We start from the raw sequence: 12767 nt of genomic DNA, 5'->3' as shown, positions 1-12767 counted from the left end.
TCTGCTTTTACACATATAAGATTGACGGTTAGAAAGCAGCTGTATACTAGCTATCTTAGGAGGTTGTTATCATGGGATTTCCAACGACACGCTTGCGTCGTTTGCGCAGCTCGATTGGGATGCGTAATATGGTGCGCGAAACGGTGCTTACTGTAAACGATTTTATTATGCCGATATTTGTGACTCACGGCACAAACATAAAAGAACCAATTAGCTCTATGCCTGGCGTATACCATTTCTCACTGGATCGTTTGAATGATGAGGTGGATGAAATTGTTCAACTCGGAATTCCTGCGGTGCTTCTATTTGGCGTACCAGCAACAAAGGATGCGATCGGTAGTTCCTCTTTTGATACAAATGGTATCGTTCAAGAGGCAACACGACACATTAAATCGAGACATCCTCATCTGCTCGTTATTGCGGATACGTGCTTATGTCAGTTTACAGACCATGGGCATTGCGGTTTGATTCATGTTCACGAAAAAAATGGACATCAAATCGGTGAAATTGACAACGATGCTTCTTTAGCTTACTTAGTGAAGGCAGCTGTTTCCCAAGCGGAAGCGGGGGCAGACATTATTGCGCCGTCGAACATGATGGACGGTTTCGTCCATGCGATTCGCACAGGGCTTGATGAGGCTGGTTTCACAAACATTCCGATTATGTCATACGCAGTCAAGTACGCATCGTCCTTCTACGGTCCGTTCCGTGAGGCGGTGAGTTCTACACCGCAATTCGGGGATCGTAAGACGTACCAAATGGACCCTGCCAATGTACGTGAAGCATTGCGTGAGGCGGAAGCTGACGTGCTTGAAGGTGCAGATATGCTCATGGTGAAGCCTGCACTGTCTTATATGGACATTATTCGCTTGCTAAAAGACCAATTCGATCTTCCAGTCGTTGCTTATAACGTTAGCGGTGAGTATTCCATGATTAAAGCAGCTGCGCTGCAAGGCTGGATTGATGAGCGCGCGGTTACGCTGGAAATGCTAACGAGCATGAAGCGTGCAGGGGCGGACATTATTATTACGTACAGCGCTAAAGATGCTGCTCGCTGGCTTGCTGAGTAGTAGCGGAGATAAGCGAACGGTGGCGGGTTAAAATGTCCTACAAAAAAGGTCGGCTACCGTAAGGTGCCGACCGATGATACGCACAGCTTGTTCGTTACTGTACGTATGGACTTTGAAACAGCTTGGAGACGTCCAGTACAAACTCTGACGAGCCGAAAGTTAAAATGCGGCGCTGCTCCAATTCGCGCACGACTTGTTCAAGCACAGTCAAATGAACGCCAGCTAATCCGGATAACGCTTCAGCATCAAACGCTGAGCGGATGACGATCTTGTCGCCCTGACGTTCGCCGTGCTGCTTAGCTGTACGAACAATGTTCTTCACGATGCGCGATGGGGCATCCAAAAACGTTAAATCATACACATGGCCGTTCGTCGTCCGGAGACGATTGCACAGTTGAATCATAATTTTTTGAGCAATATCGTAGTGCGCTCGCAATAAGAGATGAAAACTTTCGGATGTAATAGTCCAGAGTACCGTTTCTTCCAAAGTCTCGGCTGTTGCAGAACGCGGCTTGCCATCAATCAGCGCCAATTCGCCAAAGCTGTCGCCGGTTTGGAAGACGTCCAAAATTTTTTGCTGACCTAGCTTGTTCGACGTAAACACTTTTACGGAACCTCGAACAACGATGCAAAATGTTTCACCGGGATCACCTTGTCGGAACAGCACGGTGTGTGCGGGATGTTCTTGTCGCGACGTAATGGATGAAACAATTTCTAATTGTGATTCGGTCAAATCAGCGAACAATGGTACACGTTTGAGTAATTCGATCACCATGATAGTCCCTCTTTTGTCCATGCCAATTTTTATAAAACTATTTTATCATACTTACTATGACTAAACATAGATAGGAGCGTTCGATATGATGGAAAAAAATATTTCCCGCAAAGATGATCGATCCAAAGTAGCTTTTGATGAGGCAAAACAATACATCCCGGGCGGTGTGAATAGCCCAGTACGTGCCTTTAAATCCGTCGGGCTGACGCCGGTCTATATGGAGCGTGGTCAAGGATCACACGTATTTGATATCGATGGTAACGAGTTTATTGACTACGTTGGCTCATGGGGGCCGCTTATTATGGGTCATGCTCATCCTGACGTCGTTCGTGCTATTCAAGAGACAGCTGCTAGAGGTACAAGTTTCGGAGCGCCTACTGAACTAGAAACGGTAATGGCGAAACTCGTGTGCGAACGTGTACCTTCTGTTGACCTTGTTCGTATGGTGAACTCGGGTACAGAGGCGACGATGAGCGCATTGCGACTTGCTCGTGGGATTACGAAACGGAACAAAATTTTGAAATTCGAAGGCTCGTATCACGGGCATGCAGACAGCTTGCTAATTAAAGCTGGCTCTGGTGTGGCAACACTGGGACTGCCAGACAGCCCAGGTGTACCTGATAGTGTAGCTGTCAATACGATTACAGTACCGTATAACGACTTGGCTTCTGTACAGCTAGCGTTTGAAAAGTTCGGTGAAGAGATAGCTTGTATAATTGTTGAACCAATAGCTGGAAACATGGGCGTAGTCCCTCCATTGCCAGGCTTCTTGGAAGGTTTGCGTGACATCACGACAACTCACGGCAGTTTGCTCATTTTTGACGAAGTTATGACGGGCTTCCGTGTCCATTATAATTGTGCACAGGGTCGTTTAGGCATTACGCCGGATCTGACGTGCTTTGGCAAAGTTATTGGCGGAGGATTGCCAGTAGGGGCATACGGCGGCAAGCGTGAATTTATGGAGCAAGTGGCACCGAGCGGCCCGATATATCAAGCGGGCACGTTGAGCGGTAATCCATTGGCGATGATTGCAGGCTTTACGACGTTATCTTTGCTTACACCGGAAGTGTATGAAGATTTAGAACGTAAATCGGCAAGACTAGAAGCCGGATTGTTGAAAAATGCGCAAGAGTTGGGCATTGCAACAACGGTTAACCGCGTAGGATCGATGGTATGTCCGTTCTTTACGGATCAAGTCGTAACGAATTATGATACAGCACGCTTGTCCGACTTGAATCGCTTCAATCAATATTTTAAACATATGTTAGATCACGGTGTGAGTGTGCCGCCTTCACAGTTCGAAGGCATGTTCGTCTCTGCTGTGCATTCGGACGAAGATATTGAAAAGACGATTGAAGCTCATTATCAGGCACTGAAAAAGCTGTAATCTCAAATGAGAGCAGTGTAGTTCAGCTCAGTATGTAAGGGTGAGAATACGTAATAGAAGAAGGAACATCAGGTGAAGTTTATTAACCCGGCGCCTAATGCGGTTCATTTTTATGGCCTGCATCGGTGTGTCCGGGTTTTCGCTTTTTCCGATTTCGGACCACGGGCTTCGGATTTTCGATTAGATGTGGGAACAACGGTGTAAGATTTATACTATAAAAAAGTGAAAAAGGTGTCGGTAAATCGTGAAGAATGATGTTAAAGAGTTACATTTTGCTGAAGGGGAGTCATCATATGAAACAACATTGGAAGCGTAGAGGCGAATGGCTGGAGCTTATGCCAGGCAAAGCAGTGCTAGCAAGCGATGAGACGCTGCACAACTGGTTGCTGCAACAGATGCGCATGCCTAATCATATGCTGCGGACGATGCTAGCTCAAGACGGCATTCGCAAAGCAGGGGATCGGCTACGGCTGCACGTGTTTAAGCCAGAAGCTTGTGACGTCGAAGCGGGCGATCAGCCTGCGCACGTGTTATACGAAGATGAAGCTTGCTTGGTCGTGTATAAGCCAGCGGGGATGCCTGTACATGCGTCAACTCCAGCGCAGGAAGCGGCACGTCAAACACTTGCGCATGCGGTTGCTTGCCATTATGCATGGACAGGTCAGGAAGCGCGCATTCGGCATATTCATCGGCTGGATGTGGAGACGACAGGCCCTGTACTGTATGCGAAGCAGGCGTTTACACATGCTGTACTCGATGACATGATGCGAGAGAAAGATATACATCGGCAATATGCCGCAATCGTACAAGGAACTTTAGTTCCACCTACAGGCTCAGTGGATGAGCCGATCGGGAAGGACAAATATGTTCGTGGACGGAGACGAGTATCACCGACAGGTGACAAGGCGATCACTCATTATGAAACGCTACAGCAAGGCCGAGCTTTGTCACTGGTGCGTCTAGTCCTTGAGACAGGTAGAACGCATCAGATTCGAGTCCATTTGAGCCATAAAGGCTGCCCACTCGTAGGAGATACGTTATACGGAGGAGATGGGAAGCTGTTGGCGCGTCAAGCGCTGCATGGCGAGCAGCTCCAATTTACTCATCCCATTTCACATGAACGAATTACGGTAACCGCACCGTGGCCTGAAGATCTAGAGCGGCTTCGGCAAAAAATATAGTCATGCTATCCCCCTTTCGCCCATATAGATGAAGTAGTGAACGGAGTCTGACCTGGGACAACGAACGACGTCTATTAACAGTTTGCTGCAGTACAGCTAAATCGGATGACGACGTAAGTTGGCAGGACAACTGCGGAAGGAGGAGCTGTCAGTGCATGATCAATCTAATGGCTTACGATTTGACATTTATGAACGCGTGCATTTGTCTGATGACGTAATCGGTATTGATCAATTGGAAGAGGTTGAGCTGACACCGCATATTCAAGTCATTCCTGCTGGTGATCAAGTCACTGTACGCGGCAGTTTGCTGTTAGCGGGCGTCTATGTTGGTGCTACGGAGGAAAGACGGAGCGAGTCGTTAGAACATTGGATTCCTGTGGAAATTACGCTGCCGTTAAATCGTGTTCGGAGCTTGGAGGATATTAGTGTCGATATCGAGCATTTTGACATCGACTTACTATCCACACGCTCGTTAAATGTAACGGGGGTATTGTCGCTTAGAGGTATTTATATGGAAGTTGCAGAACCGACAGCTTGGGAGCCAGAGCAATTTACAGTTGTGCATCAAGCGGAAGCTAGCGCCCCTGGGATCGATCCGGAGTGGATAAGAGACTACGGGCAACAGTCTGTAGACATGAGTTACCCGATCGGTGAGTCGTATAGCTCCGGTCATAGTGTGGAATATACTCCTGAGCATATTCCACCTTCATCCCATTTGTTTGCGACTGAGCTTCCACCTGTTGTGGAGCCAGACAAACAAGTGCCTGCTTGGAATTGGTCAGATAGTCCTTGGTTAAAAGCGACGGTGGCGTCTATGCATGCAGAGCCAGCAGCTCAAGCTGGGCATGTGCATAATGAACAAGAGACGCTACAGTCAGCGGAACATGCAGTGGAGCAATCAGAGCTTTATCCGTCCACTGATCCTCCTGAATCGTGTAACACAGTAGAGCATGGCAGGGGATGGCAGCATGAACATGTGCAGCCTGCGGACGATACACTGTGTGAAAAAGCGCCAGACACATGTGAAACAGCACCAGACAATCGAGTGGAGCAGCACGATAGCCGAAACCAACCACAACAAACGGTAACATCGTGGGAAGCATGGGGACGAGCAACAGCTTCTTCCGATAATAATGCCAGTTCAACTTCTGATGCGCATATTTCTACTTCTAGTCGTACCGCCACTGGAGATATAACCGCAGAAGTAATTGCGGAGTTAAATCGGGGAACAGCTCGTACTTCCAATGGGCATGCGCATACAAACTCCAGTACTGCCAACAATGAAGCAGCGGCTCGGTACGACGAGACTAGTCAAGGATATGATGATGGGGCTACTCCGTCGCAGTTGAGTGATGAGCAGCGACGGAGTGAGCACGCTGATGATTACGCCGAGCGTTTGAGCGAATACGAGCAAGGCTCAGCCGTGGAGGAGCAAACTTCGGCTTACGCTGTAAGCAAGCCTGAAATGAAAGTGGCCATCGGCAGCGTGAAGTCATCAGCGACTTCTACAGAAGAGCAGTTAGCTTACAGCTCGCTGTTGCATACTAGCCGTCAAACGAAGGAACGCGAACATTTGGCGGATATTACTGCGCAAGAGTATGCGGCGTCTCAAGATGCAGCTCGGAGAAATAGTAGTGACCGTGTACACTGGCAGTCCTTATTTTTAAATCGTGTATCCGACGAATCGGCCTTTAAAAAAGTACGTATGTGCATCGTTCAACGTGAGGACACGCTGGATACCATTGCTGACCGATATCAAATTAATTCGCGCGAAATTGCGTTATATAACCGCTTATCGGAGGCGAGTGTGATCGAAGGGCAAGTGCTGTATATCCCATCATAAGTAACGTTGTGCGCTTTCTCCATACTTATATACAAAACCCGTCCAGCATAGAGCTTGGACGGGTTTTTGTTTGGTCACGCTTGTTAATACACATTGAGTAAAAATCCTAAGTACACTAAAAATAAAGCAAACAACAATAACACATCAAAACCAGTCGGGAAAATTAACGTACGCATAAATTGTAAGCAGATTAATGGAAAGATAACGCCTTTGACGGAAAACCGTATCCGACACCACCAACGTTCCAAGTGGACCACCCCCTTATAGACATGTTATGAAAAGATAAAATAAGGATATGACTATACTATTCGGATTTCATATATCCTCTGCGATTCGTCTATTGACTCGTTTCGCAAGCAACGGTACAATAAATCGTAAATGTTTGAGCAACCATTTAATAAAGACCGCGAACGGGAGGAGTACGCGAAGACCCCTTACAGAGAGCAGCGCGATTTGGTGCAACGCCTGCAGGAGATGTCAACGCTGAAAGTCGCCCCGGAGTCGCCCGTTTGAACGATGGATAGCTTAGTTGTCACCTATGTGCGTCTATAGCTGTCTGCTGAAGCGGCCACAAGGCCGATTCGCCTTGCCGAGTGATGTGACCATCTTGTACATCCACTGGCGAGCATAAGCGCTAGAACGGGACGGTAGCAGCCGTTATGATGCAAATGAAGTGCCGTCATCTTGAAGCACAGCCTTATGTGAGGCATACGTCTATGTTATGCAGGCGTTCTCACCAAGATAACGGAATAAAGGTGGTACCACGGAAGCTAAACCTTTCGTCCTTTGTGACGGAAAGGTTTTTTTGTTTTGTAAACCGTAACGCCATAAACAATGCCAATAAATATAAAACTGGAGGGATTGTCAATGTCAGACTCACAAGAACAACAACAATTGTCCATGCCGACGACGTACGATCCGAAGGCAGCAGAACAAAAATGGTACGACTTCTGGGCAAAGGGCGGCTACTTTAAAGCAGGCAACAAGCCTGATGCAGAGCCGTACACGATCGTTATTCCACCACCGAACGTTACGGGTATGCTTCATATCGGTCACGCGTTGGACTTTACGCTGCAAGATATTCTGATCCGTACAAAGCGCATGCAAGGCTATGATGCGTTATGGTTGCCAGGTTCAGACCATGCAGGTATTGCGACGCAGACAAAGGTAGAGCAGAAGCTGCGCGAAGAAGAAGGATTGTCTCGTTATGACCTAGGTCGCGAGAAGTTTTTGGAGCAAGTGTGGGATTGGAAAGAGTTGTACGCGGACACGATTCGTGAGCAATGGGCGAAAATGGGTCTCTCCCTCGACTATTCCCGCGAGCGCTTTACGCTCGATGAAGGCTTATCCAAAGCCGTGCGTGAAGTGTTCGTCAAGTTGTACGAGAAAGGTCTTATTTACCGTGGTAAATACATTATTAACTGGGACCCGTCTGCTCGTACAGCGTTGTCTGATATCGAGGTAGAGTACAAAGAAGTACAAGGACACTTGTACCATTTGCAATACCAATTGAAAGACGGAAGCGGCTCGATTACGGTCGCGACTACACGTCCTGAAACGATGCTTGGTGATACGGCTGTTGCTGTTCATCCTGAAGATGAGCGCTACCAGCATATGATCGGCAAAATGCTCGTACTGCCAATCGTAGGCCGTGAAATTCCGGTCATTGCTGACGAATACGTAGAAAAAGAATTCGGTAGTGGTGCGGTTAAGATTACACCTGCCCACGACCCGAACGACTTTGAAATGGGCTTGCGCCACAACTTGCCGCAAATTACGGTTATGGACGAGAGTGGCACGATGAATGCAGAAGCGGGTCAATACAACGGTCTTGACCGTGCGGATTGCCGCAAGCAAATCGTCAAAGATTTGCAGGAGCAGGGCGTGCTTATTAAAATTGAAGACCACGTGCATCAAGTTGGCCACAGTGAGCGCAGCGGCGCAGTCGTTGAGCCTTACTTGTCCACACAGTGGTTCGTTAAAATGAAGCCGCTCGCGGAGCGTGCGATCGAAGCGCAAAAATCGGGCACAGGGGTTAACTTTGTACCTGATCGCTTCGAGAAAATTTATTTGCACTGGATCGAAAATGTACGCGACTGGTGTATTTCCCGTCAACTTTGGTGGGGACACCGCATTCCGGCTTGGCATTGCCAAGATTGCGGACATGTGAACGTATCGACGGAAGATATTAAAGCTTGCTCTTGCGGCAGCAACAACTTGACGCAGGACAATGACGTGCTTGATACGTGGTTCAGCTCGGGCCTATGGCCGTTCTCGACGCTCGGTTGGCCGGAACAGACGGATGATTTGAAACGTTTCTATCCGACAAGCGTACTCGTTACTGGATATGACATCATCTACTTCTGGGTAGCTCGTATGATCTTCACAGCACTTGAATTTACGGACGAAATTCCGTTTAAAGACGTGCTGATTCACGGCCTAGTACGCGACTCTGAAGGCCGCAAAATGTCCAAGTCGCTTGGCAACGGTGTTGATCCGCTTGAAGTTATTGAGAAATATGGCGCGGACGCGATGCGCTTTATGATTTCTACAAGCAGCACGCCAGGTCAAGACTTGCGTTTCCGTTGGGAACGTGTGGAGCAGGCGCGCAACTTTGCGAACAAAATTTGGAACGCATCTCGCTTTGCATTGATGAATTTGCAAGGTTTCAAATACGAAGATATCGACATTACAGGTGAGCTTAGCACAGCGGATCGTTGGATTTTGCACCGCTTAAACGAAACTTCCCGTGACATTACTCGTCTAATTGATTCGTACGAATTTGGCGAGACAGGTCGCGTCTTGTATAACTTTATTTGGGACGATCTGTGTGACTGGTACATTGAGTTTGCGAAATTAAGCTTGTACGGTACAAATGAAACAGCGAAGAAAAAGACACAATCCGTATTGGCTTACGTCTTGGATCGTACAATGCGCTTGATTCATCCATTTATGCCGTTCATCTCCGAAGAGATTTGGCAGCATCTTCCGCACAGTGGCGAGACGATTACGTTGGCTGAATATCCGAAGTACGATGCACAGCTTGAAGCACCAGAGGCTGTTCGCGAAATGTCCTTGTTGATGGATATGATCCGTGCTGTACGTAATATCCGTGCAGAAGTTAACGTGCCAATGAGCAAAAAGGTTGAATTGCTTGTGAAGCCTACAGATGCAAGTGCGCTTGCGATTATTCAGAGCAACATGGAATGCGTGGAACGCTTCTGTGGTACGTCTAAGCTGGAAGTAAGCATGGATATTGCAGCTCCGAATAAAGCGATGACAGCTATCATTACGGGGGCAGAGCTTTACTTGCCGTTGGCAGGTCTAATCGATATCGAGCAAGAGATCGCACGTCTTGAAAAAGAGTCCGAGCACTTGAACAAAGAGGTTGAGCGTGTCGAGAAAAAGCTGTCCAACCAAGGCTTTATGGCTAAAGCGCCAGCAAGCGTTGTTGAGGAAGAGCGTGCTAAAATGAACGACTACAGCGAAAAACGTGAAAAAGTAATCGCGCGTATTCGTGAATTGAAAGAAACGTAAACTAGACTTTTTTGAAATAGCATCAAACAGCCGAATGGACGATATTCATTTCATTTTTGTTTGAAATGAATACGTCCGCTCGGCTGCTTCAATGATGACATGACACAAAGGATGGGGACAATGTCGGAAGCAACCATGACGGAAATTGCATCGTTTGAACGCGTTGAACAGGCTATTGATTGGATAAATTCTTTAATTCCGTTCGGAATTCGCCCTGGATTAGAGCGGATACAATTGATGATGGACAAGCTCGGTAATCCACAGCGAAGTCTGAAATTTATCCATGTTGCTGGGACGAATGGAAAAGGATCTACGTGTGCGATGCTAACAAGCGCATTACTTGCATGTGGATACGATGTGGGTACATTCACATCACCTTACATTGAGAAATTCACGAACCGATTTAAATACAACAATGAAGATATTCCTGATTCAACGCTGCTTCGTCTGACAAACGAAATCAAGCCAATCGTTGAGCAGATTGCTGCAACTCCACTCGGTTCACCGACGATGTTCGAAGTTGCTACAGCAATTGCGATTATGTATTACGCAACCGTTGCTTACCCAGACGTTGTCGTCTTTGAGACAGGCTTAGGTGGAAGATTGGACGTTACGAATATCGTAACGCCGATTGTGTCTATCATTACGAATATTGGTCATGACCACACAGATATTCTCGGAGATACGATTGAGCAGATTGCAGCTGAGAAGGCAGGCATTATTAAGCCAGGTGTACCGATCGTGAGCGCGGTGGAACAACCGGAAGCGATTGAAGTGATTCGACGCAAAGCTGCGGAATGCTCTTCATCGCTATATCTCATGAACGAGCAATACAAAGTGGTTCCACATCATATTGTAGAAAATGAACAAACGTTCACGTTTACAGGTCCGTTCCGTACAATGGAACAAGTTGCGATAACGATGAACGGTGCGCATCAGCTTAAAAATGCGGCAGTCGTATTAATGGCGCTGGAAGTACTGCGTCAATACATGGCATTCGTTATCGATGACGATACCCTTTTAGCAGGCATGCACCAAGCTGCATGGCCTGGAAGGCTAGAAATGGTCAGTCATACGCCGCGTATTTTACTTGATGGCGCGCACAATCCTGAGGGAGCTTTGACGCTTGCACAAGCGCTGCGTGACACGTATCGCTACAAAGGTTTGCATATCATGATCGGAATGCTGTCAACAAAGCATCACGAAGACGTTTTACGTCATATACTACCATTAGCAGATACACTCATTTTTACTGAACCGGATTTCCGAAAAAAAATGAGTGCAATGGACTTGAGTCTTATTGCGGAGCGTATGCTTGCCACAGCCGAGCGCCGACCTCACATTATGGTGGAGTCCGACTGGCGCGAGGCTTTGAAGCGGCTTAAGGAGATAACCCAACCTGAAGATTTAGCGGTTGTCACCGGCACCTTATATCTGATTGCAGACGTTCGCTCACACGTATTGCATCGGACCGATTCTGAAAAAGGTTGGTGAATTTGAGTTGAAGACGACGGAACATATACATTTTATCGGCATCGGGGGCTATGGTATGAGCGCCATTGCCCGAGTCATGCTGGAAATGGGATACACCGTCACGGGGTCCGATGTGGCTCAGCAAGATTTGACGGAAAAATTAAAGGCAAAGGGTGCGACTATTTATATTGGTCACGACCCAGCTCACGTGCAAGGAGCAGACATCGTCGTGTACTCGACAGCATGTCCAGAGCTTAATGTGGAGCGTGTAGCAGCGAAGGAAAGTAATATTCCTGTTCTGCACCGTTCCGAGATGCTCGCTCGCCTGTTGAACGCGAAAAAGGGAGTAGCGGTAGCAGGTGCACACGGCAAAACGACGACATCATCGATGATTGCGTTTGTCTTAGATCGTTGTGGAGTCGACCCTACATATATTATTGGGGGCGAAGTAACGAATCTGGGGACGAATGCGAGAGCGGGAAAAAGCGATTATGTCGTAGCAGAGGCAGATGAGAGTGACGGTACGTTTTTGGCGTACTATCCGCATGTTGCAGTCGTAACGAACATCGAAGCAGACCACTTGGAGAACTACGGTGGGGACTTTGAACAATTGAAATCGGCTTATGTGCAATTTTTGCAGCAGCTTCAACCTGAAGGGTGTGCTGTGCTTTGTGTCGATGATCCGATTGTTCGTGTCATGGCAGAGTCGCTTGGAGAGCGTGCGCTTACGTACGGTATCGAGCAGCCTGCAGACTATACGGCAGTTAACATTCAAGCGACGGATCGCAAAATGTCATTTACGATGTTGCATAAAGGTCAAACGTTAGGCGATGTTGTGCTTTCTATTCCAGGACAGCATAACGTGCAAAATGCAATGGCGACGATGATCGTAAGTATGCAGGCAGGCGTGCCGTTTGCCGACGCAGCAGCAGCGATTCATGATTTTATTGGGGCCAAACGACGTTTTCAAGTCATTGGTGATAAGCAGGATATCCTTATTGTGGACGATTATGCTCACCATCCGACGGAAATCGAAGCGACGCTTAGCGCTGCACGTGCAACTGGAAAGCGTATTGTAGCTGTATTTCAGCCGCAACGCTATTCCCGTACTTATTTCCTATTTGACCAATTTAGTCGTGCCTTTGGTGAAGCAGATGAGGTGTTCATTACCGATATTTACGCACCAGTTGGTGAACAGCAAATTGAAGGTGTAAACTCCTCTAAGTTAGTGGACCGTATCGTTACAAACAGTAACGTGAACACGCGATACGTACCGACGAAGGAAGAAGTGCTTCAGCACTTGCAAGCAACCGTGCAACCAGGGGATCTCGTCATTACGATGGGTGCGGGCGACATTTGGAAAGTGGCTTATGCATTATCGGCCCATTTGGATGCATAAATCATAAATAGATACAGTGCCACAGGTGCTGTTATAACTGACATGACCTCTGTATGCGGGTATTAGCGAGTAAATCGTACCTACATATGGAGGTCTTTTATC

Annotated in this window: 9 protein-coding genes; 7 read left to right on the top strand and 2 right to left on the bottom strand. The window is 47.5% G+C overall.

Annotated elements, in window-relative coordinates; genetic code table 11:
- The first annotated feature begins 71 nt into the window (after positions 1–71).
- Positions 72–1070, top strand: coding sequence for a porphobilinogen synthase (hemB, locus tag KIK04_RS04435; RefSeq protein ID WP_232277106.1), 999 nt, complete (start codon positions 72–74; stop codon positions 1068–1070).
- 94 nt (positions 1071–1164) lie between these two features.
- Here hemB and KIK04_RS04430 read toward each other — a convergent pair whose 3' ends face one another.
- The gene (locus KIK04_RS04430; protein WP_232277105.1) at positions 1165–1845 is read right to left on the bottom strand and encodes a Crp/Fnr family transcriptional regulator; all 681 of its coding nucleotides are present in this window, start codon (positions 1843–1845) and stop codon (positions 1165–1167) included.
- A gap of 85 nt (positions 1846–1930) precedes the next feature.
- Here KIK04_RS04430 and hemL point away from each other — a divergent pair, with 85 nt between their 5' ends.
- The 3 genes from hemL to KIK04_RS04415 all read left to right on the top strand — a co-directional run bounded on the left by hemL (position 1931) and on the right by KIK04_RS04415 (position 6256).
- Positions 1931–3232: a glutamate-1-semialdehyde 2,1-aminomutase gene (hemL, locus tag KIK04_RS04425; protein WP_442951135.1), complete on the top strand. Its 1302-nt coding sequence runs from the start codon at positions 1931–1933 to the stop codon at positions 3230–3232.
- Between the two features lie 293 nt (positions 3233–3525).
- A complete protein-coding gene (locus KIK04_RS04420; protein ID WP_232277104.1) occupies positions 3526–4413 on the top strand; it encodes an RluA family pseudouridine synthase in 888 nt (295 codons plus the stop codon).
- A 151-nt stretch (positions 4414–4564) separates the two neighbouring features.
- Complete coding sequence (locus KIK04_RS04415; protein ID WP_232277103.1) at positions 4565–6256, top strand: LysM peptidoglycan-binding domain-containing protein; 1692 nt, start codon at positions 4565–4567, stop codon at positions 6254–6256.
- 83 nt (positions 6257–6339) lie between these two features.
- Here KIK04_RS04415 and KIK04_RS04410 read toward each other — a convergent pair whose 3' ends face one another.
- Positions 6340–6504 (bottom strand): hypothetical protein, encoded by a 165-nt coding sequence (locus tag KIK04_RS04410; protein WP_232278897.1) that lies wholly within the window; start codon positions 6502–6504, stop codon positions 6340–6342.
- A 619-nt stretch (positions 6505–7123) separates the two neighbouring features.
- On the opposite strand from KIK04_RS04410, the gene KIK04_RS04405 reads away from it, so the two are divergent.
- From KIK04_RS04405 to murC, 3 genes are all read left to right on the top strand, one after another.
- Complete coding sequence (locus KIK04_RS04405; RefSeq protein ID WP_232277102.1) at positions 7124–9793, top strand: valine--tRNA ligase; 2670 nt, start codon at positions 7124–7126, stop codon at positions 9791–9793.
- 120 nt (positions 9794–9913) lie between these two features.
- Positions 9914–11287, top strand: a complete 1374-nt coding sequence (locus tag KIK04_RS04400; RefSeq protein ID WP_232277101.1) for a bifunctional folylpolyglutamate synthase/dihydrofolate synthase — start codon at positions 9914–9916, stop codon at positions 11285–11287.
- A 7-nt stretch (positions 11288–11294) separates the two neighbouring features.
- Positions 11295–12665, top strand: coding sequence for a UDP-N-acetylmuramate--L-alanine ligase (gene murC, locus KIK04_RS04395; RefSeq protein ID WP_232278591.1), 1371 nt, complete (start codon positions 11295–11297; stop codon positions 12663–12665).
- Positions 12666–12767 lie beyond the last annotated feature (102 nt).

The organism is Paenibacillus sp. 481 (genome assembly GCF_021223605.1).
In the GTDB taxonomy this organism is placed as follows: Bacteria; Bacillota; Bacilli; order Paenibacillales; family Paenibacillaceae; genus Paenibacillus_B.
Note: the sequence above shows the minus strand (reverse complement) of the source record. Positions and strands in the feature narration are given on the sequence as shown.

Coding starts and splice junctions, on each gene's coding strand:
- hemB (WP_232277106.1), top strand. CDS start 72: ATGGGATTTCCAACGACACGCTTGCGTCGTTTGCGCAGCTCGATTGGG.
- KIK04_RS04430 (WP_232277105.1), bottom strand. CDS start 1,845: ATGGTGATCGAATTACTCAAACGTGTACCATTGTTCGCTGATTTGACC.
- hemL (WP_442951135.1), top strand. CDS start 1,931: ATGATGGAAAAAAATATTTCCCGCAAAGATGATCGATCCAAAGTAGCT.
- KIK04_RS04420 (WP_232277104.1), top strand. CDS start 3,526: ATGAAACAACATTGGAAGCGTAGAGGCGAATGGCTGGAGCTTATGCCA.
- KIK04_RS04405 (WP_232277102.1), top strand. CDS start 7,124: ATGTCAGACTCACAAGAACAACAACAATTGTCCATGCCGACGACGTAC.
- KIK04_RS04400 (WP_232277101.1), top strand. CDS start 9,914: ATGTCGGAAGCAACCATGACGGAAATTGCATCGTTTGAACGCGTTGAA.